We start from the raw sequence: 25,555 nt of genomic DNA on the forward strand, positions 1-25,555 counted from the left end.
TGCTGCTCTACGGAAGGATGGGTCCCATGAGAACGCTGCTGAACATCATCTGGGTCATCTTCGCGGGGTTCGGGCTGTGGCTCGGGTACATGCTCGCGGGGATCATCTGCTGCCTGCTCATCGTCACCATCCCGTTCGGCGTCGCGTCCTTCCGCATCGCGGGGTACGCCCTCTGGCCGTTCGGGCGCGAGGTCATCGAGAGCCCCCGCTCCGGCATCTTCTCGCTGATCGGAAACGTCATCTGGGTGATCGTCGCCGGCTGGTGGCTCGCGCTGGGCCACGTCATCACCGCGATCCCGCTGGTGATCTCCATCATCGGCATCCCGATGGCCTGGGCGAACCTCAAGCTCATCCCGGTCTCGCTCATGCCGCTCGGCAAGCAGATCGTCCCGAGCGACGCCCTGCTGCCGACCTACCGCAAGCAGGTCGCCGCGGCCTGACCGGCGCTGCGCTTCCTAGTCGCGGGCGATCGGGGCCGTGGTCCCGTTCGTGAGCTTCAGCAGGTCGGCCGGTGCGAGGCCCACGTCGAGCCCGCGCCGGCCGCCCGACACGTAGACGACGTCGAACGCCTCGGCGGACTCGTCCAGCACCGTCGCGTGCCGGGTCTTCTGCCCCAGCGGCGAGATGCCGCCCACCACGTAGCCGGTGGCACGCTCGGCCGCCGCCGGGTCGGCCATCGCGGCCTTCTTGCCGCCCGCCGCGCGGGCCAGGGCCTTGAGGTCCAGCTTGCGGTCCACGGGCACGATGCCCACCACGAGCTTCCCGTCGACGTCGGCCAGCAGGGTCTTGAACACCTGCGGCGCGTCGACGCCGATCGCCTCCGCCGCCTCCATGCCGTAGCTGAGCTCGCTCGACGGGTCGTGCTCGTAGGGGTGCAGCGTGTGCGGCACGCCCGACTTCTCCAGGGTCACGACGGCAGGCGTCCCGTGGCTGGCGCGGGCGGACTTCGAGTTCTTGGCCACGACGTGATTGTGCCGTGCGGGCCGCGCGGCGGCGCAGCGATTTTGCGGTACGGACGACGCCGTCGGATCTGGGTGCTGGATCTGGGCACGGGCCCGGGTGCCGGCCGGGGTGTCGGGCGCGAATCCCCTGGAGTCCGGTCGGAAACTGCGTGGCTAGCGTAGGGGGAGTGCTCGCCCTCCTCCTTCTCGCCATCCTCGTCGGGGGCTCCCTGCAACGCGTGGCGGGAATGGGCTTCGGGCTCGTCGCCGGGCCGTTCATCGTGCTCCTCATCGGCCCGATCGAGGGCGTCATGTTCGTCAACCTCGTGGGCGCGCTGATGGCGCTGCTCGTGCTCGGACGCACCATCCGCCACGTGAACTGGCGCCGCTACGGCTGGCTGGTGAGCGCGTCCGTGGCGGTCAGCGTGCCGGCGGCGCTGGTCATCCGGGAGGCGAGCGCGTCGGCCCTGGAGATCGGGGTGGGCGCCGTCGTCGTGGTGGCCATGACGCTCGCGCTGGTGACCTCGCGGCTGCGAGGCGCGGAGCGGCCCTTCGCGCCGGAGGCACGCCTGCCGCTGCTGGTCACGGGTGCCGCGGCCGGGTTCGGCAGCGTCGCCGCCGGGATCGGCGGGCCGCCCATCGCGGTCTACTCCGTGCTCGACCGGTGGGACCCGCGCGACTTCGCGGCGACGGCCCAGCCGATCTTCCTCACCAACGCGCTCGCCGCGATGACGGCCAAGCTCCTGGTCGCCGACGTCACGTTCCCCGGGTTTGCCGTCTGGGAGTGGGTGGCCGTCGGCGTCGCGCTCGTGGCGTCGATCGGGCTGGGCGAGCTGCTCGTCGGGCGGATCTCGGCGAGCGCGACGCGCAAGGTGCTCGTGACGCTCGCCTACATCGGTGGGTTCGCGACCCTCGGCCGAGGACTGCTGGGGCTGTTCGCCTGACCCGCCCCCTGATCCCTCCCGGACATGTCAGGCGTACAGATCACCGGGGTGACCTGTACGTCTGACACGACTCCTTGTTGGGGCTACTCGAGCGGTCCCAGGACCATCGACGGCTCGCCCGACGGCGTGAGCTTTGCCGCCCCGAGGTTGCCGACGGTGCAGCTCCCGCTGCGCGGGCTCCCCGCGTTCCAGACCTGGCGCAGGCAGTTGCGCATCGCGAGCTGCCCCCAGTAGCTCGGGTGCAGCGACTCCTGGACGTAGTACGGCGAGTCGCCGATGGTGGAGACCGTCCGGATCTGGTTGACCCACTCGGTCCGGTCGACCGCGCCGGCCGACTGCCAGCTGGGCAGACCCACCTCCTCGTACAGCCCGACGCCGTTCTCGCACAGCCGCTTGCCGTCGAACGCGTGCGTCATGTCGAGGGTGCGGACGTTCGGCAGTCCGACGTCGGCGGCGGCACCCAGCAGCGCGCCGTTGATGGTGGGCAGGGCCGTGGAGTTGGCCCAGTCGGCGTCCCGGTTCCAGAGGCCGCAGCCGCCCGTGGACTGGCGGGTGTACCCGGACTCGGAGTAGCGGATGCCGGAACCGTTCGGCACGGGCGACGGGTAGGTCTGGACCACGAGGGTCCACTGGCTGGTGCTGTACCCGGCGTTGCTCATCGCGGTCGCTACGTTGTCGAGCGCGCCCACCACCCGCGCCCGGACGTCGGCGACGCTCGAGGCGGTGAAGTTGGCCGCGACCGAGCTGTCGTCGTGGCAGTAGTTCTTCCACCAGGTGGGCGAGGTGAGGAAGTTGACGACGCAGGACTGCACGACGCTCGCGAACTCGAAGTCGTTCCCGCCGATCGAGACGACGACCATGCGCACGTTCCTGGTGGCGGCGGCCTCCTGGAGCATGCGGGCCTGGCCCTTGCCGGCCGAGCCCTCGTAGAAGTCGATGCCCGGCTTGAAGTTCGTGCCGGTCGAGGTGGCGGTCGTGGCCCCGCTGCACGCGAGGTTGAGACCCTCGACACCGCCGCCGATGTAGGCCTCGGCGGAGGACGCGCGATGGCAGCGCGGGATGGTCTCGCCCGTGCCGGAGGCGTTGTCGAAGTAGGCGGTCGGGCCGAGGGCGTCGGCCCGGTCCGAGTCGCTGTTGGAGGCGCCCGCCCAGCGTCCGGCCTCCCCGGAGATGTAGGAGTCGCCGAGGGTCACGACCCACGGCGTGCCGACGCCGGGGCCGTCGGCGGGCAGGGGAGCCGCGGTCGCAGGGGCGGCTCCCGGCACCGCGGCCGCGAGGGCCGTGACCGTGGCGAGGGAGACGGCGAAGGAGACGGCGAGGCAGCCGGTCAGGTAGCTGCTGAGGGGGCGGCGGGCGTTCCAGGGGCGGCGGGTTCGTCTGGTTCGTCGGGGGCCGGAGCGGTCGGGAGAGGGCAGGTGCGTCGTCATTGGCACTCCTGTGTCCAGGCAGCGCCCGAGCGGCGCTGCTGACCATATCTTCAATACCGGAGTTTATGCCACGGCCGAACTTGGGTAAATAGACGGTAAATCACCCGGGAAATGTTCTTCCGGGCGACGGGCGACGGGCGACGGGCGACGGGCGACGACGCCGGCTGCCGGGCCGGGCCCGGCCCGGCGGCCGGCCTAGATCTGGCCCACGGACAGCACGGTCAGCACGACCTCGCCGGCCTCGTCGCTCGCCGCCAGATCGATGAGCGCGGTGATCGCCCAGTCGCGGTTCCGGTCGGCGTCGTCGAGCACCTGCCGTACCCACCAGGTGCCGGGCTCGACGCGGCCGGTCACGCCGTCCTGCTCGCCGGCGCTGCCGGGTAGCTCGGCGCCCGGCTCGAGGATCGTCAGCAGCGCGGCCGAGCGTGCCTCCGGGCCGATGCCGACGGCGTCGTCGCCCTGCTCGTCGAACAGGGGGTCCAGGGCGTCGCCCCACGCGTCGGCGTCCCAGCCCTGGTCCAGCGCGGCCAGCGCCGGGTAGGCCTCCCGCGCGATCAGCTCGACGCGCCGGAACATCGCGTTGCGGACCAGGCGTCGGAAGGCGCGCGGGTTTCCGGTGACGGGTCGCGCGGGTGCCTCGGCGCCGGCGTCGGCCAGCTCGCCGTCGGTCACGAGGTCGGCATCGTCGTCCACGGGGTTGGCCAAGCGCTCCCACTCGTCGAGCAACGAGGAGTCCACGCCGCGCACGAGCTCGCCGAGCCACTCGATGATCTCCTGCACCTCCTCGGAGCGGTGCTCGTCGGGGACCACCTGGCGCACGGCCCGGAAGGCGTCGGCGAGGTAGCGCAGCACCACGCCCTCGGTGCGCTCCAGGCCGTACACGCTCACGATCTCGGCGAACGTCATGGCCTTCTCGACCATGTCGCGCACCACGGACTTGGGCGACAGCTCGGCGTCGGCCACCCACGGGTTGGTGCGGCGGTAGGTCTGGAAAGCGGGCTCCAGGAGGTCGGCCAGCGGCTTGGGCCACGTGACCTCCTCCAGCAGCTCCATGCGCTCCTCGTACTCCAGCCCCTCGGCCTTCATGGCGGCGACGGCCTCGCCGCGCGCCCGGTTCTGCTGGCCCATGAGCACCTGGCGGGGGTCGTCGAGCGTGGCCTCGATGACGGAGACGACGTCGAGCGCGTGCGTCGGGCTCTCGACGTCGAGCAGGTCCATGGCGGCCAGGGCGAACGGCGACAGGGGCTGGTTCAGCGCGAAGTCGCGCGGGAGGTCCACCATGAGGCGGGCCGACGGGCGAAGCCGGCCGTCGGCGTCCGGCACCCGGACCTTCTCCACGACACCGGCGAGCCGCAGCGAGCGGTAGATGCGGAAGGCCTGCCGCACGTGCTCGGCCTGCTGCGTCTCCGAGTCGTGGTTGGCGGTCAGGAGGTGGCGCATGGCGTCCACGGGATCGGTCGGGGCGGTGTGGCCGGTACTGTGCCCGGCGCCGTGCCCGGTGTTGTGGCTGGAGGCACGGGCGAGCACGTTGAGCACCATCGCGTGGTTCACGCGGAACTGGGAGACCAGGGGCTCGGGGTCGGCGTCGCGCAGGCGCTCGAAGGTGGCGTCGGTCCAGTTCACGCTGCCGGACGGCGCCTTCTTGCGGACGATCTTCTTGAGCTTCTTCGGGTCGTCGCCGGCCTTGGCCAGGATCTTGCGGTTCTCGATGACGTGCTCGGGCGCCATGACCAGCACCTCGCCCACGGTGTCGTACCCGGCGCGGCCCGCGCGTCCGGCGATCTGGTGGAACTCGCGCGCGCTGAGGTGCCGCATGCGCTCGCCGTCGAACTTCACGAGACTCGTCAGGAGCACCGTACGGATGGGCACGTTGATGCCGACGCCGAGCGTGTCGGTGCCGCAGACGACCTTGAGCAGGCCCTTCTGCGTCAGGCGCTCCACGAGGCGGCGGTACTTGGGCAGCATGCCCGCGTGGTGCACGCCCACGCCGTGCCGCAGGAACTTGCTCAGGATCTTGCCGAACCCGGTGCCGAACCGGAAGGCGCCCATCTCCGCGATGATCGCCTCCTTCTCCGACTTGCTGGAGACGTTCATCGACAGCAGGGACTGCGCCCGGTCGACGGCGTCCTTCTGCGTGAAGTGCACGACGTACACCGGGGCGCGGTGCGTGGTCACCAGCTCCTGGATCACCTCGGTCAGCGGCTCGACCACGTACGAGAAGGTGAGCGGCACGGGGCGCTCGGCGCCCGCGACCTCTGCGACGGGACGGCCGGTGCGCTCCTCGAGGTCCTCGCGGAGGCGCGTGGTGTCACCGAGGGTGGCGCTCATCAGGATGAACTGCGTGTTCGTGAGCTCCAGCAGCGGCACCTGCCACGCCCAGCCGCGCTGGGGGTCGCCGTAGTAGTGGAACTCGTCCATCACGACCTGGGCGATGGCGTCGTCGTCGGCGGCCGTGTCCGTCTCGTCCGCGGCGTCGCCGCGCCGCAGGGCGAGGTTCGCGAGGATCTCGGCGGTGCAGCAGATGATCGGGGCGTCCGGGTTGACGGCGGAGTCGCCTGTCATCATGCCGACGTTCTTGGAGCCGAACGCGGCGACCAGGTCGAAGAACTTCTCGCTGACCAGCGCCTTGAGCGGGGCCGTGTAGTAGGTGCGTCCGCCGCGCCCGGACCGGTGCGCGGCCAGGGCGGCGAACTGCGCACCCATCGCGACCATCGACTTGCCGGAACCCGTGGGGGTCGCGAGCACCACGTGGGAGCCCGTCATGACCTCCAGGAGGGCCTCCTCCTGGTGCGGGTAGAGCGCGCGCCCGCCCGCCGCGGCCCACTCGCCGAACTTCTCGAACAGGACGTCCGGGTCGGGGTCCTTGCCCGTGGGCGCGGGCAGGTAGGGGATCAGGGTCCCCGCCGGCTTCGGGGCGCCCGACGTGGCGGGTCGGTCGGCGGAGGTGGGGGCGGTCGAGGTTGTCGACGTCGTCGAAGAGGGCGCGGTCATGATGCCGCCCATTCTTGCAGGGGGTGAAGCGGGACGACGATGCGGGGCGGGCTCGCCGTTACGTGCGAGGTGTCGGCTGGGCGTCGGTGGGGCGGGGAGACCGTCGTGCCGTGGTTGCACCGTGGGAGTGCGACCACAGGGGGCCTCATCGACGAGTTGTGCACAGATTTGAGTTCTGGGCGTTGCGGCGGACATTTGTTCCCTACGGTGGTGGTGGATCGAGCCGGTGACTGCTTTTTCTTGGGCCTCGTCCTGGTGCTCGTTCTGGTTCTGGCCCGGTCCTGTTCGGGGTCGTAGTGGCGTGGGAAGGAGGTGACGGCCGTGGTTCTCGAGGTGATGCCTCCGGCGGGAGGCGGGGCGGGTGCCCCGCGTGGGGTGGCGGACGTCGTCGCCGACCTGGGACGGATCGTCGACGAGCTCGTGGAGGTGGCAGGTCCGGAGGCGTTGGACGTCCTGGAGTCGGCTGGTGCTGGTGCTGGTGCTGGTGCTGGTGCTGGTGCTGGTGTCGGTGAGGTGGCGGACCGGCTCACGGTCCTGTCGCCGGTGCTGCGCCGGGCGGTGCACCGGCTCGACGTGCTGCGGGTGTCCTGGCTGCCCAGGATCGAGGCGCACGGCCTGTGGACGACCGACGGGTCGCGGACGTTCCCGGCGTGGCTGTCCCGGCGGGAAGGCGTGCGGTTCGGCACGGCGAGCCGCGACGTGAAGGCCGGACGTCGGCTCGCCGCGCACCTGCCGGCCACCCTCGCGGGCGCGCTGGCCGGCCGGGTGGGACCCGAGCAGCTGCGCGCGATGATCGACAAGGCGCCGACCTCTGACCTGCGCGCGGAGGCGCTCGCCGAGGAGATCCTGGTGGAAGCCGGCGGGACCGAGGACGAGGTGATCGGGGGTGCCCGGCCTGACGACGCTGACCCCGGCGAGGCTGACGGCGACTCCGGCGAGGCCGACGGGGATGCTGGTGACGAGAGTGCTGACAGCGGCGCCGCTGATGGTGACGGCGGACCGACCGGCGTGACGATGACGGGCGAAGAGCTGCTGCTGACCCACATCGACCTGAACACCCCGGACGGTTTCCGGCGCATCGTCGACCGGTTCGCCGACCAGGCGGACCCCGACGCCGACGAACGGGGCTACCGGATCGCTAAGGAGCGCGAGCACCTCGAGCTCTCCAAGACGCTCGACGGCTTCCACGTCAGGGGATTCCTCACCGACGAGCACGGCCACGCCCTGAGCGCGGCCCTCGGCTCCGTGATGGGCAAGCCGACGCCGGGCGACGAGCGGACGGCGACCCAGCGGCGCGCACAGGCGCTCGCGGACCTGGCCCGTTCGGCGCTCGACAACGGCCGTACCGGTTCGGGGGCCGCGGTGCGGCCGCAGATCAGTGTGCTGGTGTCGCTCGACGAGATGGAGCGCCTGGTCGCGCGGGCTGGCAGCCGCGAGGCCACGGGTGCTGGCAGCGGCGCCACCCGTGTTCCTGGTGTTCCTGGTGTTCCTGGTGCTCCTGGTGCTCCTGGTGCTGGTGGTGCCGGGGGAGCCGCTTCCGTGCGGCCTGGCGCGGCGTTCGAGTCGATTCCGCCGACACTGACCGGGGACGGGCGCGACAGCGTCATCCCGAGGAGCCTGTTCCGTCGGCTGGCCTGCGACAGTGCCATCACGCGGGTCGTGTTCGGCCCGGACGGCGCGGTGCTCGACGTCGGGCGGGCGCGTCGGACGGTTACCGGCCAGATGCGCAGAGCGGTGATCGCTCGGGACCGGCACTGCGTCTATCCGTCGTGCGATCAGCCGCCGTCACGCTCCGAGGTCCACCACGCCGTGAGGCACTGGGCTGACGGCGGCGAGACCTCCGTGGCCAACGGCGCCCTGCTCTGCTACCACCATCACGACCTGGTCGACACGACCGACGTCACCATGCGCTGGCGCGAGGGCGGCGGAGGGTGGGCATTCACGGACAGGCACGGCCGGACGATCGCGGATCCCGGCGCACCGGGCGAGACCGCGATCCCGCTCGGTGCGGGCGATCCGCCGGACTGGGCATCGTGACGGTGCTGGGTGGCGCTCGGTGGCGCGTGGCAGTGCTCGTGGCGCTCGGTAATGGCAACGGCAACGGCAACGGCAACGGCGACGGCGACGCCAACGGCGACGGCGACGGCAACGGCGACGGCAACGGCGCCGGCAGGCGCGCTTGTGACGCCCGCCGCGCCTGGCAGTGCTTGTGGCGGTGTCTGGTGCCTTACCGAGTGGTCGTCGGCGTGACCCCAGCCGGCAGGTCGTCCGCCGGCCGTGCCGTTTCTGGTTCCATGCCAGTGGATGTCGCGTTCGTGAGCACGGCGCCGACCGGGCCAGTGCTCGCCGGGTCAGCGTCTGCGGGCGCTGCGTCCGCGGGCGCAGCGCCCGCGGCAACCGTGTCCGCGGCAGCCGTGTCCGTGGCAGCCGTGTCCGTGGGGACTGTGTTCGTGGGGGCCGTGTGCGTGGGGACCGTGTCCGAGGGGACAGGGATGGCGGGGCCGGTGCTGACCGGGCTCGCGTCCACGCGCTTCTCGCCGGCCTGCACCGCGATGACTCCCGCGAGGATCAGCGCACCGCCCACGAGCTGGATCGGCTGCGGCAGCTCACCCAGCAGCAGCCAGGCGAAGCCGATGGCGGACACGACCTCGAACAGCCCGACGAAGGACGACAACCGGGGGCCTAGCAGGCGGCCCGCCGCGATCCCGGCGACGTACGCGAAGCCGGCGGTGATGATGCCGAGGCCGAGCACCGGCAACCACCAGGGCACTGCCGTCCCCGCGTACACCGGCGGTGCCGTGCTGTACTCCAGCGGCATCAGCCCGGTCAGGCCGAGCACACCCAGGGCCACGGTGGCGGTCGTGAGGCCGCCGGCGGCGAGGGCGAGCGGCGGCAGGCCCGTGTCGACGTTCGCGTTGATGACGAAGTAGGTGGAGACACCGAGCATCGCGACCAGGGCCCACGCGATTCCGACCGGGTCGACGGCGGTGGCTCCCGGCGCGCCCGAGATCAGGTTCAGCACGAGCACCAGCCCGACGGCAGCGAGCAGCGTGCCGCCGATCGTGGCGCGGGTCGGGCGTTGTCCGTGCCGCAGCCAGAACCAGAGGACCACGGCCGCCGGGGCCGTGTACTCGATGAGCAGAGCCGGGCCGACCGGCATGTGCTGGACCGCCGAGAAGTAGGCGAACTGGCAGCCCGCGACCGACACCGCGCCGTAGACCGCGATCAGCCCGAGGTTCTTCCGCACGGGGCTCCAGTCACCGCGCAGCGACACGATTCCCAGCGGCAGCACCACCAGGGTCGCGATCGCGACGCGCACGAGCACCATCGCACCGGGGCTCCACCCGGTGTCGAGGAGGCCGCTGGCGAACACGCCGGAGAGGCTGAACGCCACGGCGGACGCGCCGGCGAACAACAGACCCAGGGTGAGTTGCCGCGACGGTCCGGAGCGGGCGGGTCGCCACCTGTTCGACAAGCGTCCGCTGCGGGGCGCGATGTCCGGACCAGGGGAGCCTGAGCTCGAAACGCCAGGCCCGGGAATGCTCGGCTCAGGAATGCTCCGCCCGGAGATGCCCTGCCCGGAGAAGCCCTGCCCGGAAAGCCCGGACTCCGAGATGCCCGGTCCGTTGGTGTCAGGTGTCACAGCGCCCATGAGTCCTGACGCTACGGGCGGAGCGAGTAATGTGTCAACGTGGTTTTCACTCATGACACCGAGGAATCGCTCCAGGCCGCCGTCGTGCTCGTGAACGCGGCCGAGCCACCGGTCTCGATCACTACGGTGGCGGACCTCGACGAGTTCTTCGCCGGGCAGGGATACACGGGCCGCCACGACAGCACCCAGGCGGAGCTGGAACAGGTGCTCGACCTGCAGCCCAAGCTGCGCGAGCTGCTCACCGCGGACCGGGACTCTGCGGCCGGCCTGGTGAACGAGATGCTCGACGCCGCCGGCGCGGTACCACAGCTCGTGCGGCACCCGCCGGCCGACTGGCACATCCACGCCGTGCCGAGCGATGCGCCCCTGGCTACTCGCATCCTGGTCGAGACGGCGATGGCGATGGTCGACGTGATCCGCGACGACGAGCTCTCCCGCCTCGCGGTGTGCGCCGACAGCGACTGCGAGGGGATCGTTCTTGACCTGTCCCGCAACCGGTCGCGCCGGTACTGCTCCACCACCTGCAGCAACCGCAATGCCCAGGCCGCCCACCGCGCGCGGCGCGCCGACCAGGCCGCGGCGGCCCAGGCGCACTGAGCGAACTGAGCGGACCGAGCGCATTGGGCGAACCGAGTGCACTGAGCGGATCGGGCGGATCGAGTTGGCGGCGTGGAACGGGCGGACTGAGCAGATCGAGCTGGCGGACGGGATCGAGCGGGCGGCGCGAATCGACCGGGCCTAGTTAACCCGGCGGACCGGGCGTATCAGCTGACGGTGTAGCGGGTCCGGCCCGAGGCCATGGCGGCGACGATCGCCTCTGCCACTCCGGCGACATCGTCCGGCAGATCGCGCAGCACAGCCCCGGGCGGGATGGCCGAGCCCGTCGAGCCCGCAGGGCCTGCCGAGCCGGCGGGGCCTCCTGGACTTTCTGAGCCGAGGAAGCCGCCAGGGCCGTCCGACCCGCTCGGACCCGCGGGGTCGACCGCACCGGGCTTCGTCGCCCGGGCGAAGTCCTCGTACATGTGCCGGGCCGCGTCGAGATCCGTGAAACCGTGGCCCGTGCGCGTCTCGACCCGCTTCAGGCAGGTCTCCACGGGCGGGAGCAGCACCACGTAGTCGAGTGCCTCGACGCCGCTCAGCCGGGCGAACGTCGGCAGGAACCACGGGCCGATGACGCCGTCGTAGACCACGGCCATGCCACCCGCCGCGAAGCCGCCCGCGGCGGCCGCCGCGGCGCGGACGGTCGTGTCGTTCTGGGCGTGCGACTCCGGGAGCCACGGCGGGATCATCCCGCGCCGCAGGAACCGGAAGAACGCGTCGCCCTCCACCAGGACGCTCGGCTCCCACAGGTCGGCCAGGGCCTCCGACACCGTGGACTTGCCCGAGCCGGGCGGGCCGGTCACGACGAGCAGCCCCGGGGTGACGTCGGCGGCCGTTGCCCCGCTCATCCGAGGTCCCACAGGAAGCGGTAGTAGGCCACGCGGTCCGGGTCCTCGTCTATGCCGTAGCCCTCGTAGACCAGGTGGTCGTAACCCTCGCCGTAGTTCCAGGCGAGGCTGTAGGTCGCGACGGCGAGGTCGGCCCAGCGGTCGCCGACGCCGAGGCCGCCGAGGTCCACGTGCCCGGCCCACGCGCCGTCGTCGGCGAGCAGGGTGTTGGGCGCGCAGGCGTCACCGTGGCAGACCACGAGGCGGTCGTGGTCGGGAGCGCCGGCGGCACGGGCCCGCGCCTCGACCGACCAGCCGACGGCGGCGTGACCTCGTGCGGCACGGTCCTCGGCGATGGCGATCCGGTCCTCGACGCTCCAGGTCCAAGGGCACTCCTCGACCGGCAGGACGTCGTGGAGCGCCCGGAGCCCGGCCCCAATGGCGCGGGCTGCAGTCTCGGGTTCCGCCAGCCACCGCGGGTCGACGGCGGAGCGACCGGGCATCGCGACCGTGACCAGCCACTGCGCCTCGTCGTCGGACCCCACCTCGAGCACCTCCGGCACCGGCGTGTACGGCGTTGCCCAGCGCATCCGAGCGGCCTCGTTGGTCAGGTCGACGCGCTCGGTCGTGGCCCGGTCGTTATAGGGCATCCACTTGACGAAGTAGGGGCGCCGCTGCACGCCGGGGTCGACCCGGAACGTGAGGCCGCCCAGCTCGTTGCGCCAGGCCGGGGTGATGAGTCCGTCGCCGGCCAGGTCGCGCACGACGTCGGGCACCGAGGCCGCTTCGGTGGGGATGGTCATGGGGTCAGCGTGGCAGACCGGGTCGCCGGACCACGAGGTGATTTCCGCGCCCGCGTGCGGCGTGCCGGTCTCGCCTCCTCCGAAGGATGTACGCGCGCCCGCAGAGATCGCCCGAACGGCCGACGCCGCGGCGGTCCGGCCGGGACAGGCTCGGGCCATGGCCACCAACCCGTCATCGAGCACGTCATCACCGCAGGCGTCATCACCGCAGGCGTCGGCATCGCCGGAGTCGGCTCCGCCGGAGTCAGTGCCACCGGAGTCAGCGCCGCCGGAGTCTGCGCTGCCCGAGTCTGCGGTGTCGGCGTCAGCATTGCCGGCGACGACGTCGTCAGGTCCAACGGTCGCGACCGGGCGGATCCTCGCGCTCGACGTCCTGCGGGGGATCGCGATCCTGGGCACGCTCGCCAGCAACGTCTGGCTGTTCAGCACCCCGGGCGGCCCGGCCGCGTGGATCTCCGACGGGTTCGCGACGGACGACCCGGCGCGGACGGTGCTGCAGGCCCTGTCCAACGGGAAGTTCCTCGCGCTGCTCACGCTGCTGTTCGGCGTGGGGCTCGAGCTGCAGTACCGGTCGATGGTGCGGCGCGGTATGCCGTGGCCCGGCCGGTACCTGCTGCGCGCCGGGATCCTCCTGGTCGAGGGGTTCCTGCACTACGTCCTCGTCTTCGAGTTCGACGTGCTGATGGGGTACGCGATCGCGTCCGTGCTCGCCGCCTACCTGATCGGGCGCAGCGACCGGGTGGTGCGAATCTGGGGCGGCGTGGTGGCCGGCGTGTACGTCGTGGCGATCGCGGGCCTCACCGCGCTCCTGGCCGTGACCTCGGACGCGTCCACGGCCGGTGCGTCCACGGCCGGTGCGTCCGGGACCGGGGGCGGGGCCTCCCTGTCGACGGCGAGCTGGCTGGACCAGGTCCTCGTGCGGCTCACCTACATGGACGTGTTCCGGATCGAGCTGCTCCTGATCGTCCCTTCGGCCACCGTCCTGTTCCTGGTGGGCTCGCGCCTCGTGCGCGCCGGCATGTTCTCCATGACGCCGGACGGCGCGCGGCTGCGTCGTCGGCTCGCGTGGGTCGGGCTCGGGGTCGGCATCCCGCTGAACGCGCTGACGACCTGGGCCGGGCCGACCTGGGTGCTTGTCGACCGGTACCTGGTCCCGCCGCTGGTGGCCCTGGGCATCCTCGCGCTCGGCACCACGCTCGTCGCCCGTGGGCAGTCCGGGCGCGGGCGGGGGCGCGGGCTTGAGGGCGGGCCGGGGAGCAGGCCGGGTCTGCTGCGGCGCGGCGTCGAGGGGATCGGGCGGACGGCGCTGTCCTGCTACGTGCTCCAGAACGTGCTCGCCTCGGTGATCTGCTACGACTGGGGTCTCGGCCTCGCGGGCGGTGACGCGTGGCAGGTCGTGCTGATCTGGGCGGTCATCTCGCTGATCCTCCTGGTGGCGGCGCCCCTGTGGCTGCGTCGGTGGCCGCGCGGCCCGATCGAGCTCGTGATGCACCGGGTCTACGACGCGCGGCGCAGGTGATGCTGTGGGCCGGTGCGCCGGCGAGGACGTTCCGCGCGGCGTACCCGGACCGCCTCCTCAGCGTCCCACAGCGCCCGGTAGTAGGCCGTCCGGTCGGGGTCGGGCGCCACGCCGTAGGCGGCCAGCACCAGCGGCTCCAGGCCGGGACCGTAGCGGCGGGTGACGCTGCGCGTGGTGACGGCGATGTCCGACCAGCGGTCGGCCACACCCAGGTCGCCGACGTCGACGTGGGCTGCGAACCGGCCGGCGCCGTCCAGCAGGGTGTTCGGGACCGTGGCGTCACCGTGGCACACGACGAGGCGGTCGACGGGCGGCGGGTCGGCCAGGGCGGCGGGGAACCGGCCGCGGTCTTGTCCGGTGGGCGCGGAAGGCACGCCGGGCGCGGAGGGCGCGCCGGATGCGGAGGATGCGCTGGGCGCGGAGGACGCGCTGGAAACGCGGGGCGCGGCGGATGCGGAGGACGTCGAGAACGTGGCGGGGCTTGCGGAAGCTGCGGGCTCGGGCGGCGGGTTTCCCCGGTGCGCCGGGACTGTTGAAACTCCTGAGATCACCGCGGGCGAGGTGATCCCCGATGCCGAAGCCGCTGGGGCTGCGGAGGCCGCCGGGACCGTCGACGCCGCCGGGGCAACGGCCGGCCCGAGGCCGACACCACGCAGGGCCGCTACCCGCAGCTCCGCAGTGCGGATGAACGGGCAGGTGTCCGTCGGGAGCGCATCGTGGAACCGGCGCAGCCCCATCCCGATCGCGATCGCCGACCGCTGGGCGAGGATGCGCCACCGGGGCTCGATGGCGGACGTCGCGATCGCGTCCCCTGCCTCGACGGCCTCGGTGAGGAGCCAGGCGCCGTGCGCGTCGCGCCCGACGTCGAGCACCCGGGGAACCGCGGTGAAAGTGCCGGCCCAGATGAGCCGGTCGGCCTCGGCGACCGGGTCAGGGCAGGACGACGAGCGGGGCACCCACTTGAGGTACGAGCACTTGGCATACCGGTGCCCGGGGCGCGGGCTCCGGAGACGCCGGCCCCCGGAGTGCTGATTCTGGAGGCGCTGACCGCTGGAGTACCGGCTCCCGGGGAACGGATCCGGTGCTGTCCGGGAAGTCGCCGCGCCCGACGCCGTCCGCGGGTCCTCGAGCCGGGCGGTGAAACCGCCGTACTCGTTGCGCCACACGGGAACGACCGTCGTGCCCGGCCGCAGTCGTCCGGCCAGGATGTGCACGACGGGCGGTACTTCGACGGGTGTCGGACTGATGCCGACCAGCGCGCTCGACACCGCACCATCGTCCCATAGAGCGGGTGAAAAATGCCTCCGGGTTCGCGGTGTGGGCGGGCACTGGGCAACACGGGGTGACGGCTGCTCGGGGGTGCCGTCAACGCGTGAGCGGCACCGACGCGTGGGAATCGCCCTTGCGTGAGCGTCCTGCGAGGTCTGCCTTTACGAGGTCTGCCTTGGCGACGTCTGCCCTTGCGAGCCCTGCCCTTGCGAGCCCTGCCCTTGCGAGCCCTGCCCTTGCGAGCCCTGCCCTTGCGAGCCCTGCCCTTGCGAGGTCGCTCCCTTGCGGCCTCTGTCCCTTTTCGAGAGTGGCTCCTTCGCGGTCCTTTCGCCTTGCGAGCGCTCGGAACGCGTCCGGGGCCGGATGTCCGACGCGTGTTTTTGCGTCGGGCACCCGGCCCGGGACAGTGCGGTGCGGCCCTCGGATGGTGCCGTGTGGCCCGAGGTGGAACGGTGCCGTGCATTCTCGGGCAGTGCGTTCTCGGGCAGCGTGATGAGGTCCGGCGATGCAGCGTGATGTGGTCCGGCGATGCGGTCCGGTGTGAGAGGTCGAGTCCGGTCAGACCGCGCTCAGGGCGCCTGCGCCCAGCTTCTTCGTGCCGAGGGTGGCAGGGGCCTGCGAGTCCGACTCCGCCGGGGCGTCGGCCGCGGCCGAGCCGGACACCGTGACGTCGACGCACTGGTAGAACGCGTTCACGGTGTCGGCGATGTTCCAACGGGCGAAGATGGTGTGGTCGCCCGCGGGCAGGCCGCTCAGCGTGTGCTCGACGGTCGCGCCGGGCTGTGCGCCGCCGTCGTCGAACGTCTTGAAGAGCTGGCCGTCGACGAAGTACTCCCAGGTGGACGTGGAGTGCCGGGCGGTGATCTGCCAGCGGAACGTGGTGTCGCCGCTGATGGTCGTGCGCGGCCAGGCCAGCGAGTCGTTGTCGAGCACGGTGAAGCCGCTGCCGCCCGAGCACTGCGTGGAGCCCTTCGGTGCCTCGACGCTCTGCGGCTCGTACTGGAGACCGCCGCAGTCGAAGCTCACGGCGCCCGTGGCGCAGTGGTCCGCGCGGCTCGGCGGGCTGGTGATCCAGCCGTGGGCCTGCGCCTGCGGCAGCAGGGCGCTCGGGGCGGAGACGAGGAATGCTCCCGCGAGTGCCAGGGCGGCGAGCGCGGAGAGCAGGAGTCGGGTCGGCGGGCTGGCGGTGCGTGCACGATTCACGGTGATGCCTTCCGTTGTTCGAGCGGGCCGTTTCGTTCGAGCGGTCCGTCTTGTTCGAGCGGTCCGTCTTGTTCGAGCGGGCCGTTTGTTCGAGTGGACTGCTGGTCCGGACGCGGTTCGGCGGTCGGCCGGGGCTGCGCTGGACCGGCGGGTGAAATTCGGTGCTGGCATCGAACCTAGGAAATGTTCGCGTTGGTGACAATGAGGGTGAATTCGTACGCGGTTCCCCGTATTTCGGCACCTGGGCGGCCTCGGACCGGCACGTGGCCTGCCTCGGATCGGCCTCGAATCGGCGTCGGATCGGCACGTGGCCTGCCTCGAATCGGCCCCGGATCGGCGTCTGTCCGGCCTTGGATCGACGTCCGGCCGGCAGCCGAACGCGAGAGCGGCCGGCGTCCCGAGTCGGGACACCGGCCGCTCAGTGCGGACTCTGCTGTGGTTCGCGCTCTGGTTCGCGCTGTGGTTCGTGCTCTGGTTCGGGCTGCTGTTCGGACCTCAGCGAACCGTCACAGCTGCGCGGCCAGCAGGCGCCCTCCGCCCAGCTGCCGGTCGGCGTCGACCGCGGTCTTGGCGGCGCTGGACCCTCCGCCGATGTTCACGTCCATGCAGGCGTAGAAAGCCATGGCGGTGTCGTACACGTTCCAGCGGGCGAGGATCGTGTGGTTGCCGCTCGGCAGGCCCGAGAGCGTGTGGGTGACGGTCGCGGGCGGCGTCGCCCCGTTGTCGTTCACGGTCTTGAACAGCCGGCCGTCCACGAAGTACTCCCAGCTGGCCGTGCGGTGGAAGGCGGTCAGCGTCCACTGGAAGGTGTGCGTGCTGCCGATGTTCGTGCGGGGCCAGGCCAGCGAGGCGTTGTCGAGCGTGGTGAAGCGGCTGCCCCCCGAGCAGAGCATGGACCCCTTCGGCGCCTCGACGCTCTGCGGCTCCCATTCGACGCCGTTGCAGGACCAGCTCACCGTCCGCTTGGCGCAGTGGTCCTGGCGGCTCGGCGGCGAGACGACCCAACCGTGGGCCTCGGCCTTGGGGGTCATGGCGCTGGGTGTGGCGACCAGCGCCGTCAGGGTCAGGGCCAGCACGGCGAAGATGCCGAGCACGACTCGGGTGACGGGTGTGTGCGGTGCGATTGCTCTCATGGCGCTCACCTCGTGATCTGAAGTTGGGAAGTACCTGGACTGCTCCTGAGTGCTTGGGTGCGACGATCTGACGCTAGAAAAGGGCGGTACCCGGCGACAAGTAGGGCAACTACGTACTCGGGTGCGGGTACGTGTAAGCAGTTCGGGGCACGTTTTCGGCGGAATGGCGCCCCGGCGCCACGCCGGCTACGACTCTGCGGGTCCCGCGTCGCGCACCGCGTCGGGGATCGGGTCCAGCACCGCGTCGCACGCCCGGAGCAGCCGCTGCCGGAGCTCGCCGGACCGCTGCGCGAACTCGCGCTGCCGCCGCACGTACTCGGCCTTGCCCTGCGGCGTCTCGATCTCCACGCCCGGGACGTCGTACCCGGAGACGTCGTAGGGGGACGCCGCCATGTCGGTCCACCGGATGTCGCGGGCCAGCTCGAACGCGTCGAGCAGCAGGTCCCCGGGCACGGCCGGGCCCAGCTTGAGGCACCACTTGTAGAGGTCCATGTTGGCGTGCAGGCAGCCCGGCTGCTCCATGCCGACCTGTGCGGCACGGGTCGGCTGGAGCTGGTTGCGCGACGTCGCCTCCGGCGTGAAGAACCGGAACGCGTCGAAGTGCGAGCAGCGCACGGGGTTGGCCTCGACCACGGCGTCGGTGCCCGCGTGCCCGAGGCGGAGCGGCAGCGGATGCCGCTGGTCCCGGCCCGCCTCCCGGTCGCGGTAGACCATCGCCCATTCGTGCAGCCCGAAGCAGCCGAACGTCCCCGGGCGCGACGACGTCGCCGCGAGCAGGTCGCGGACGTACCGCACGGTGTCGCCGCGGTCGGCCAGGAAGGCCTCGGCGTCCAGGCGGACGACGGCGTGGGGCTCACCGGCCGGCGGGCTCGTCCGGTGCCAGCGCCATGCCGTGCGGTCCTCGGGGTCGGGGTCGGGGTCGGGGTCGGGGTCGGGGTCGGGAGCGCTGTCGTTCGGCAGCACGAGCGCGACTCCCGCACCGGGGTGCCAGCGGCGCAGGTGCGCGATCCGCGTCGGGTAGTACGTGAAGAGGAAGTCCTCGATGGCGTGCTTGCGACCTTCCGCGCGCGCGGCGCGCCAGACAGCCGTGAGAGCGTCGGCACGCTCGGCGTGCGCGGCCGCGAGGGGTAGCCAGTCCTGAGGCTCCAGCGTCGCGGCGACTGCTGCGGCGTACGCGGCAGCGCCGCGCCCACCGGGCGCGGTCGGCCCGTCGAGGACTGTGCTCACCGGTCCAGGGTACGGCGGCACCCGGACACGCCTGGACTCGCGGCCCTGCCCACGGCCCCGTCCCAAGCCCGACGCCACGGCCCCGCCCCGCCGTCGGCCCCGCCGTCGCCCCGCAGGGCGGACGCCGTAAGGTGCGACCATGTCCGACCTTCCCCTGCGCCGCCTCGGGCGCTCCGGCCTGTCCGTTCCCGTCGTCGGCCTGGGGTGCAACAACCTCGGCCGCACCGGCACCGTCACCGAGACCGCGGAGGGCGCCACCGCCCTGATCGACGCCGCCATCGACGCCGGGGTGACCTTCTTCGACACCGCCGACGCCTACGGCGCCCGTCCCGGACTGTCCGAGGAGCTGCTCGGTGCCGCGCTGCGTGGCCGTCGCGACGACGTGCTGATCGCGACGAAGTTCGGGCTCGACCTGCACGGCGCGAACGGCCAGGACTTCGGCGCTCGCGGGTCGCGTCGGTACATCGTGCGGGCGGCCGAGGCGTCGCTGCGCCGGCTCGGCACCGACTGGATCGACCTCTACCAGCTGCACGCCCCCGACCCGGCGACCCCGATCGACGAGACGCTCGCCGCGCTCGACGACCTGGTCCGCGCGGGCAAGGTCCGCTACGTGGGCCACTCCAACTTCCGCGGCTGGCAGGTGGCGGACGCCGAGCACGTGGCCCGCGGGACCGGCGGCGCCGTCGGGAACAGCGGCACGGGCGGCACCCGGTTCGTCTCCGCGCAGAACAAGTACTCGCTGCTCGCCCGCGGCCTGGAGCGAGAGGTGCTGCCCGCGGCCCGGGAGTACGGCATCGGCGTGCTGCCGTACCACCCGCTGGAGAACGGCCTGCTCACCGGCAAGTACACCGGCGGCGCCCGGCCCGACGGCTCCCGTCTGGTCACGACCAAGCAGCAGCTTCTGGACACGGCGCCCTGGGCGGCCCTGGACCGGTTCGGCACCTTCTGCCGCGAGCGTGGAGTGACCGAGACAGACGTCGCGTTCTCCTGGCTGCTGACCCGGCCCGAGGTGTCGTCGGTGATCGCCGGGGCGACCCGGCCCGAGCAGGTGCGGGGGAACGCCCAGGCCTGGACCTGGACGCCGACGGCGGAGGACCTCGCGGAGCTGGACGAGATCTTCCCGGCCTGAGCTGTCAGCCTTCCCCGCACGTGTCAGACGTACAGGTCACCCGAGTGACCTGTACGTCTGACACGTGGGGACGGGCTACACGTGGGGACGGGCCGACACGTGCGGGATGGTCTGACACGTGGGGACGGGCTCGGTAGCGTGGCGGGCATGAGTCTTTCGCCGCGCGCGTTCCGCCAGGTCAACGTCTTCTCCGCGCAGCCGACGGCGGGCAACCCCGTCGCCGTCGTGCACGGGGCCGACGGCCTCACCGACGAGCAGCTGGCCGACTTCGCCCGGTGGACCAACCTCTCGGAGACCACGTTCCTGCTCGACCCGACCGAGGCCGGGCGTGCGGCGGGCGCCGACTACCGCGTCCGCATCTGGACCCCGGGCGGCGAGCTGCCGTTCGCCGGGCACCCCACGCTCGGCACCGCGCACGCCTGGCTGGAGGCCGGCGGCGTCCCGCGCGGGCAGGACGTCATCCAGGAGTGCGGCGTCGGCCTGGTGCGGGTCCGCCGCCAGGACACCGGCTCGGGGCAGCGCCTCGCGTTCGCCGGCCCGCCCCTGATTCGCTCCGGCGCCGTCGACGACGCCGACCTCGCCCGGATCGCGCGCTCGCTGCGCCTCGACGTGTCCGACGTCGTCCGCTCGGCCTGGGTGGACAACGGGCCCGGCTGGGTGGCGGTCCAGCTCCGCGACGCATACGTCGTGCTCGGCCTGGAGCCCGACCTGGTGGCGATGGGCGACCTCAAGCTCGGCGTCGTCGGCGAGTACGCGCCGGGCGAGCGCCCCGCAGAACAGAGCGCCAGTGCCCCCGCAGTCGAGGTGCGCGCCTTCGTCCCGTCCATCGGCGTCGGGGAGGACCCGGTGACGGGCAGCCTCAACGCCGGACTCGGCCAGTGGCTCGCCGGCGACGTGCTGCCGTCGTCGTACATCGCGTCGCAGGGGACGGTGATGGGCCGGGCGGGCCGCGTCCACGTCGAGAAGCTGCCCGACGGCGAGGTGTGGGTCGGCGGCGACACCGTCACCACGATCGTCGGCGAGGTGACGCTCTAGGAAGTGGCGCTTCAGGAACCGGCGCTTCAGGAAGTGGCACTGCTTGAGGAACTGGCGCTCCGGGACGCCGAGCGGTCCGGGAAGGCCCGCTTGGCGACCCACCCGAACAGGCGCTCCAGCGGGCCGCGGCCCAGCAGCGCCCGCCACGCCGTCGCCAGCACCAGCGTGACCACGACCATCCAGCCCAGCGGCGTGTTGGTCGCGGGGTCGAGCAGGTCCCAGTAGGTGCGCGTCCACCACCAGATGGTGACGATCTGCAGGGAGTAGACGGTCAGCGCCAGCGCGCCGACGGCGGCCAGCGGCGTGGTGACGGTCAGCACCACCCCGCGCGCGACACGCCGGAGCCCGCCCTCCTGCTTGCCCTCCTGCGTGCCCTCGCGCGCGCCGCCCCGGGCCACCGACCCGAGCAGCAGGCACAGCCCGAGCACGCCCAGCGCGAATCCGCCGGAGCCGAGCGCCTCGAACGTCGTGTCGTCGTGCGGGCCCTCGAGGTACAGCCCGGCCAGGGGCGGCCACGGGTCGGACCAGGTGGGCGGGGGCTGCACGTACTGCGACGACGTCACGGCGACCTGCCCCTCGACGGTGGTCAGCCCGCCGGCGTCGGCCACCATCACCGCGGAGGCGACCGAGGTCAGGGCGGCCAGGCCGAACCCGCCCGCGACCAGGCCGAGGTGCAGCGTGGGCGACCGCAGGTCGCAGCGGCCCAGCGCGAGCCCGGCGAGCACGTACGCCATCCAGACCAGCGCGGGGTAGTGGCCCGTGAGCAGGAAGTCGGTGGCGGCGCCCGACCCGTCGTGCGGCGCGCGCAGCCCGGCCCGGGCCAGCACCTCGGGCCCGTAGTACACGAGGACGGGCCCGACCACCGCGATGCCCACCGAGATCGCCGCCAGCCGGGCCGGCGGCATCCGCAGGAACGGCAGCGCGAGCACGAAGTACGCGGCGTAGAAACCCAGGATGAGCAGCACGCGCGTACCGAACAGGTCGAGCACCGCGACCAGGGCCAGCAGCAGCACGACCCGCACGAGGATCCGGGCGCGCGCCGTGCGCATCGCCTCGCCCGCCAGCGGCCGGGACCCGCCCGTGACCAGCGCCAGCGAGAGCCCCGCGACCGTCGCGAACAGGATCGACGACCGACCGTGCGCCAGGCTCAGCCAGCCCTCGAACGTGGCGAGGTCGTCCGAGGTGACCCCGACGTGCGCCGTGAACATGCCGAGCACCGCGATGCCCCGGGCGATGTCCGCCCCCAGCACGCGGCCCGGTCCGCCGAGCAGGTTGTCGCGGAGGTTGTCACGCAGGCTCCGGCGCCCGCCGCCGGCGGCACCGGCGAGCCGGTCGGACGACGCCTCGTCCGGAGCGACGGACTCCCCGGCCGGCGCACCCGACGGGGCCCCGGGGGACGCTCCCGACGACGCCTCGGACGAGGGCCCGGACGGGGCTCCGGATGAGGCCCCGGACGGGGCTCCCGATGAGGCCCCGGACGGCTGAGCAAGCGTGGACATGCGCGCATCCTTGCGCGTCCCGAGGTCCGACGCTCGTGGGACCCGCCGGGGCCGGCTTGTTGGACAGCCGTCCCGAAGGATGAGAACGCGGATGTGCAGCGTGGCGCGGCGCACATACAGTGCGGCCATGACCGGCAGCGCCAACGAGCACGACATCGCTCGCATCGACACGGCCCGAACCGACGCGCCCAGCCACAAGCTCGGCGACACGTTCGGCGGCAGGTTCCCCGCGAACGAGGGGAGCGGCGGGCCCGCCCGGGACCGCACCAAGCCCGCGGGCACCGACCCGATCGACGCCGTCGACGCCCCCAGCAGCCTGTCGAGCCTGACCCGCGGCGCCGGCGACACCAGTGGCGCCGAGCAGGAGAGCCCCGACAGCCCGGGCGCCGGGACGGACCTCACCAAGGAGTCCGAGTCGTACACGCACGGGCACCACGAGTCCGTGCTGCGCTCGCACCGGCGCCGGACGGCGGCCAACTCCGCCGCGTTCCTGCTGCCCCACCTGCTCTCCGACATGACGCTGCTCGACGTCGGCTGCGGCCCCGGCACCGTCACCGTGGACTTCGCCGAGCGGCTCACGCAGGGCAGCGTCGTGGGCGTCGACGCCTCCGACGACGTGCTGGAGTCCGCCCGCGGCCTCGCGGACGCGCACGGCACCAAGAACATCACCTTCGAGCACGCGAACGCCTACGAGCTGCCGTTCGAGGACGACTCGTTCGACGTCGTCTTCGCCCACCAGCTGCTCCAGCACCTCTCCGACCCGGTCGCGGCCCTGCGCGAGATGAAGCGCGTCGCCAAGCCGGGCGGGTTCGTCGCCGTGCGCGACGCCGACTACGAGGCCATGACCTGGTACCCGGAGTCCGCCGAGCTCACCGAGTGGAACATGCTCTACCACGAGGTAACGCACGCCTACGGCTTCGAGCCCGACGCCGGACGCCGCCTCGCCTCGTGGGTGCGCGACGCCGGGTTCGACCCCGCCACGATCGAACCCGGCGCGAGCGTCTGGTGCTACGCCACCCCCGACGACCGCACCTGGTGGGGCGGCCTGTGGGCCGAGCGCTGCACCGAGTCCAACTTCGCCGTGCAGGCCAAGGACTCGGGTCTCGCGGACGACGTCGCCCTCGAGCAGCTCGCCCAGGGCTGGCGCGAGTGGGCCGCCGCGCCCGACGGCTGGTTCGCGGTGCTCAACGGCGAGGTCCTCGCCCGGGCGTGACCGGCACCGGCCGTGCGAGCCGCTTCAGCTGCACCAGGCGCGCCGTCAGGCCGCTGCCCGCGGCGAGCACGATCGCCACGCCGAGCAGCAGCACGGCCGGGTAGAGCCACAGCACGATCCGGTAGGCGGCCACGGGTTCGGCCACGCCCATGAGCGTCGCGCCGAGCCAGGGGAGCGCCGCCCCCAGCAGTACGAACAGGGCGAGCGGCACGAGCCGCAGCACCGTGGCACGCCGGGTCCCGGCGGCGGCCCTGTCATCGGCCCTGTCTTCGGCCCTGTCATCAGCTCTGTCATCAGCCCTGTCTTCGGCGCTGTCGTGGGCCCTGCGCTCGGCGCTGCGTTCGGCGCTGGATTCAGCCCCGCGTTCGGCCCTGCGTTGGGCCCAGCGCCGGGACCGGACGACGACGAGGACGCCGCCGAGCAGCACGAGTGCCGAGATGCCGGCGAGCGCGGCGTTGAACGTGTCGAACGGGTTGCTGGTCGGCAGCGTCGTGCCACCGTCGACCGCCACGATCGCGTTGTGCGTCAGCACCATGGGGTCGCCGGCGCCGTTGGCGAGCACGACGGCGCCGGTGCCGGTGCGCGGGGAGAACTCGATCCCGGAGGCGAAGGTCGCCAGCGTGCCGCCGTGGCCGATCAGCGCGGCGCGCTCGCTGGTGTCCTGGCCGTCGGTACCGGCGTCGACCTCGCTGTCGGTGTCGCTGTCGGTGTCGCTGTCGGTGTCGCTGTCGCTGTCGCTGTCGCTGTCGCTGTCGCTGCTGGTGCTGGTGCTGGTGCTCGTGTCGGCCTCGGCCTTGGCCTCGTTGTCGTCCGAGCCGGTCGTGTCGTGCCAGCCGTACCCGTACGCCGCGCCGTCGTCCGGCGCCTCGTCGTCCGGAACCTCGTGGAACGCGGCGAAGGTCTCCGGGCGCAGCAGCACATCGCCGGTCTCGGGAGACGTGCCGTCGCCGACCTGGAACCGCAGCCACGCAGCCATGTCCCGCGCGGTGGAGATGATCCCGCCGCTGCCGGCGCAGGCCAGCGGCAGCTCCGGCACGGCAACCCGCACCGGCCCGAACAGCGAGAACCCCCGGGCGAGGCCCGCCGGCTCGGCGTCGCAGCGGGCGGTCGCGGTTGTGGACGCCATGCCCAGCGGCGTGAAGATCTCCCGCTCCAGGTAGTCGCCGAAGCCGGCGTCGGCCGTGTGCTCGACCAGCCGGGCCAGCACCGCGTACCCGGCGTTGCTGTACAGGGTGGTGGTCCCGGGAGTGGCGGCCAGCTCCTCGTCGGCCAGCCGCCCCACGGTCTCCGCGGGCGCCGCCGCCGGGTCGGACGCGTACTCCAGCGCCGTCGCGGCCAGGCCCGAACGGTGGGTCAGCAGGTGCTCCACGGTGATCGACCGGTACCGGGCGTCGGCCAGGTGCAGCTCCGGGAGCAGCTCCGCGACCGGGTCGTCCAGGTCGAACCGCCCGGCGTCGACCTGCTGCAGCACGGCCAGCGCGGTGAACGCCTTGCTCATCGAGCCGATGCGCATCGGCGTGCCCTCGCCGACCGGCTCGCCGTCGCCCGTCGTCCCGTGCACCCGGACGCGTACGTCGCCGTCGGCGAGCGTCACGAGGGCCAGGCCGGGGGTGCGGTGCACCCGGAGGTACTCGGCGAGGTGCTCGGCGACGACATCGTCGTCGGTGCTGTCGCCCGTGGTGTCGTCGACCGGGTCGACGGCGTCGTCGGCACCGTCCGTCGTGCCGCTGTCCGTCGCGCCGTCGTCTGAGCCGATGCCGACAGAGCCGCCGCCGTCGGAGCCAATGCCGTCGGAGCCGCCGCCGTCGGCCCGGGCCGTGCTCACGTTCTCCCGGAACGGAGCGCCTGTTCCGTTTGCGGACGCCGCCGACGCTGCCGACGCTGCCGACGCCGTCGGGGCGAACACGATCACCGCCGCCGTCACGAGCGCGATGCCCTGTGCCGCGCGGAGGCGCACCCGCCGCGCCCCGGTCCGGTCGTTCCTCATCCGAGCTCCTCGTCACCGTGTCGTAACCGGCCCGGCGCCGAGCGCGGCCGGGTCGTCCTGTCTGCGAACGCCAGGGGTGGAAACGCTAGGAAAAGAGGCGTGGCCAGGGCATCGGGGATCACCTGGGCCGCGCCCCTGACCGGCCCCTGAGCCGAC

At 72.6% G+C, this 25,555-nt stretch carries 20 protein-coding genes; 8 read left to right on the top strand and 12 right to left on the bottom strand.

Annotated elements, in window-relative coordinates:
* Positions 1–26 precede the first annotated feature (26 nt).
* The gene (locus H291_RS0103930) at positions 27–440 is read left to right on the top strand and encodes a YccF domain-containing protein (RefSeq protein ID WP_020013676.1); all 414 of its coding nucleotides are present in this window, start codon (positions 27–29) and stop codon (positions 438–440) included.
* Between the two features lie 15 nt (positions 441–455).
* Here H291_RS0103930 and ybaK read toward each other — a convergent pair whose 3' ends face one another.
* Positions 456–962 carry a Cys-tRNA(Pro) deacylase gene (gene ybaK, locus H291_RS0103935; protein WP_020013677.1) on the bottom strand — a complete coding sequence of 169 codons (507 nt, stop codon included), beginning with the start codon at positions 960–962 and terminating at the stop codon, positions 456–458.
* A gap of 167 nt (positions 963–1,129) precedes the next feature.
* Here ybaK and H291_RS0103940 point away from each other — a divergent pair, with 167 nt between their 5' ends.
* A complete protein-coding gene (locus tag H291_RS0103940) occupies positions 1,130–1,885 on the top strand; it encodes a sulfite exporter TauE/SafE family protein (RefSeq protein WP_020013678.1) in 756 nt (251 codons plus the stop codon).
* 83 nt (positions 1,886–1,968) lie between these two features.
* Here the strand turns inward: H291_RS0103940 and H291_RS0103945 are convergent, their stop codons facing one another.
* On the bottom strand, positions 1,969–3,312 hold the full coding sequence (locus H291_RS0103945; RefSeq protein ID WP_020013679.1) for a hypothetical protein: 1,344 nt from the start codon (positions 3,310–3,312) through the stop codon (positions 1,969–1,971).
* Positions 3,313–3,507: 195 nt separating this feature from the next.
* Positions 3,508–6,303, bottom strand: a complete 2,796-nt coding sequence (locus H291_RS0103950) for a DEAD/DEAH box helicase (protein WP_157236704.1) — start codon at positions 6,301–6,303, stop codon at positions 3,508–3,510.
* Between the two features lie 321 nt (positions 6,304–6,624).
* Here H291_RS0103950 and H291_RS0103955 point away from each other — a divergent pair, with 321 nt between their 5' ends.
* Complete coding sequence (locus H291_RS0103955; protein WP_157236705.1) at positions 6,625–8,340, top strand: HNH endonuclease signature motif containing protein; 1,716 nt, start codon at positions 6,625–6,627, stop codon at positions 8,338–8,340.
* 190 nt (positions 8,341–8,530) lie between these two features.
* Here the strand turns inward: H291_RS0103955 and H291_RS0103960 are convergent, their stop codons facing one another.
* Positions 8,531–9,718: an EamA family transporter gene (locus H291_RS0103960; RefSeq protein WP_020013682.1), complete on the bottom strand. Its 1,188-nt coding sequence runs from the start codon at positions 9,716–9,718 to the stop codon at positions 8,531–8,533.
* 276 nt (positions 9,719–9,994) lie between these two features.
* Between H291_RS0103960 and H291_RS0103965 the strand changes: the two genes are divergently transcribed.
* A complete protein-coding gene (locus H291_RS0103965) occupies positions 9,995–10,552 on the top strand; it encodes a CGNR zinc finger domain-containing protein (RefSeq protein WP_026365376.1) in 558 nt (185 codons plus the stop codon).
* A gap of 167 nt (positions 10,553–10,719) precedes the next feature.
* On the opposite strand, the gene H291_RS32225 is transcribed toward H291_RS0103965, so the two are convergent.
* On the bottom strand, positions 10,720–11,403 hold the full coding sequence (locus H291_RS32225) for an AAA family ATPase (protein ID WP_020013684.1): 684 nt from the start codon (positions 11,401–11,403) through the stop codon (positions 10,720–10,722).
* Positions 11,400–12,185: an aminoglycoside 3'-phosphotransferase gene (locus tag H291_RS0103975; RefSeq protein WP_020013685.1), complete on the bottom strand. Its 786-nt coding sequence runs from the start codon at positions 12,183–12,185 to the stop codon at positions 11,400–11,402. Before H291_RS0103975 ends, H291_RS32225 begins: the two co-directional genes overlap by 4 nt.
* Positions 12,186–12,480: 295 nt before the next feature.
* Here H291_RS0103975 and H291_RS0103980 point away from each other — a divergent pair, with 295 nt between their 5' ends.
* The gene (locus H291_RS0103980; RefSeq protein ID WP_198012396.1) at positions 12,481–13,704 is read left to right on the top strand and encodes a DUF418 domain-containing protein; all 1,224 of its coding nucleotides are present in this window, start codon (positions 12,481–12,483) and stop codon (positions 13,702–13,704) included.
* Here H291_RS0103980 and H291_RS34425 read toward each other — a convergent pair.
* The 4 genes from H291_RS34425 to H291_RS0104010 form a co-directional block, all read right to left on the bottom strand.
* A complete protein-coding gene (locus H291_RS34425) occupies positions 13,683–14,972 on the bottom strand; it encodes a phosphotransferase (protein WP_157236707.1) in 1,290 nt (429 codons plus the stop codon). The two genes, H291_RS0103980 and H291_RS34425, sit on opposite strands and share 22 nt — an antisense overlap.
* Before the next feature lie 559 nt (positions 14,973–15,531).
* Entirely contained in the window at positions 15,532–16,176 is a 645-nt protein-coding gene (locus H291_RS28555) for a lytic polysaccharide monooxygenase auxiliary activity family 9 protein (protein ID WP_020013689.1), read from the bottom strand.
* Positions 16,177–16,682: 506 nt separating this feature from the next.
* A complete protein-coding gene (locus H291_RS28560) occupies positions 16,683–17,309 on the bottom strand; it encodes a lytic polysaccharide monooxygenase auxiliary activity family 9 protein (protein ID WP_084467720.1) in 627 nt (208 codons plus the stop codon).
* Positions 17,310–17,495: 186 nt separating this feature from the next.
* Positions 17,496–18,536, bottom strand: coding sequence for a hypothetical protein (locus tag H291_RS0104010; protein ID WP_020013691.1), 1,041 nt, complete (start codon positions 18,534–18,536; stop codon positions 17,496–17,498).
* 139 nt (positions 18,537–18,675) lie between these two features.
* On the opposite strand from H291_RS0104010, the gene H291_RS0104015 reads away from it, so the two are divergent.
* Positions 18,676–19,665, top strand: a complete 990-nt coding sequence (locus H291_RS0104015) for an aldo/keto reductase (protein ID WP_020013692.1) — start codon at positions 18,676–18,678, stop codon at positions 19,663–19,665.
* 147 nt (positions 19,666–19,812) lie between these two features.
* Positions 19,813–20,700, top strand: coding sequence for a PhzF family phenazine biosynthesis protein (locus tag H291_RS0104020; protein WP_020013693.1), 888 nt, complete (start codon positions 19,813–19,815; stop codon positions 20,698–20,700).
* A 26-nt stretch (positions 20,701–20,726) separates the two neighbouring features.
* Here H291_RS0104020 and H291_RS28565 read toward each other — a convergent pair whose 3' ends face one another.
* Positions 20,727–22,199, bottom strand: a complete 1,473-nt coding sequence (locus tag H291_RS28565; RefSeq protein WP_020013694.1) for a heparan-alpha-glucosaminide N-acetyltransferase domain-containing protein — start codon at positions 22,197–22,199, stop codon at positions 20,727–20,729.
* Between the two features lie 442 nt (positions 22,200–22,641).
* Here H291_RS28565 and H291_RS0104030 point away from each other — a divergent pair, with 442 nt between their 5' ends.
* Complete coding sequence (locus tag H291_RS0104030; protein WP_232216046.1) at positions 22,642–23,412, top strand: class I SAM-dependent methyltransferase; 771 nt, start codon at positions 22,642–22,644, stop codon at positions 23,410–23,412.
* On the opposite strand, the gene H291_RS32235 is transcribed toward H291_RS0104030, so the two are convergent.
* Positions 23,384–25,399, bottom strand: coding sequence for a serine hydrolase domain-containing protein (locus H291_RS32235; protein WP_020013696.1), 2,016 nt, complete (start codon positions 25,397–25,399; stop codon positions 23,384–23,386). The genes H291_RS0104030 and H291_RS32235 overlap by 29 nt on opposite strands.
* Positions 25,400–25,555 lie beyond the last annotated feature (156 nt).

This window comes from Promicromonospora sukumoe 327MFSha3.1 (assembly GCF_000385135.1).
GTDB lineage: Bacteria > Actinomycetota > Actinomycetes > Actinomycetales > Cellulomonadaceae > Promicromonospora > Promicromonospora sukumoe_B.

What these genes read in the sequence shown, in the direction of transcription:
- H291_RS32225 (WP_020013684.1), bottom strand. Translation starts at nt 11,403, where the DNA reads ATGAGCGGGGCAACGGCCGCCGACGTCACCCCGGGGCTGCTCGTCGTG.
- H291_RS0103975 (WP_020013685.1), bottom strand. Translation starts at nt 12,185, where the DNA reads ATGACCATCCCCACCGAAGCGGCCTCGGTGCCCGACGTCGTGCGCGAC.
- H291_RS28560 (WP_084467720.1), bottom strand. Translation starts at nt 17,309, where the DNA reads ATGAGAGCAATCGCACCGCACACACCCGTCACCCGAGTCGTGCTCGGC.
- H291_RS0103945 (WP_020013679.1), bottom strand. Translation starts at nt 3,312, where the DNA reads ATGACGACGCACCTGCCCTCTCCCGACCGCTCCGGCCCCCGACGAACC.
- H291_RS0104015 (WP_020013692.1), top strand. Translation starts at nt 18,676, where the DNA reads ATGTCCGACCTTCCCCTGCGCCGCCTCGGGCGCTCCGGCCTGTCCGTT.
- H291_RS32235 (WP_020013696.1), bottom strand. Translation starts at nt 25,399, where the DNA reads ATGAGGAACGACCGGACCGGGGCGCGGCGGGTGCGCCTCCGCGCGGCA.
- H291_RS0104020 (WP_020013693.1), top strand. Translation starts at nt 19,813, where the DNA reads ATGAGTCTTTCGCCGCGCGCGTTCCGCCAGGTCAACGTCTTCTCCGCG.
- H291_RS28565 (WP_020013694.1), bottom strand. Translation starts at nt 22,199, where the DNA reads ATGTCCACGCTTGCTCAGCCGTCCGGGGCCTCATCGGGAGCCCCGTCC.
- H291_RS0103950 (WP_157236704.1), bottom strand. Translation starts at nt 6,303, where the DNA reads ATGACCGCGCCCTCTTCGACGACGTCGACAACCTCGACCGCCCCCACC.
- H291_RS0103930 (WP_020013676.1), top strand. Translation starts at nt 27, where the DNA reads ATGAGAACGCTGCTGAACATCATCTGGGTCATCTTCGCGGGGTTCGGG.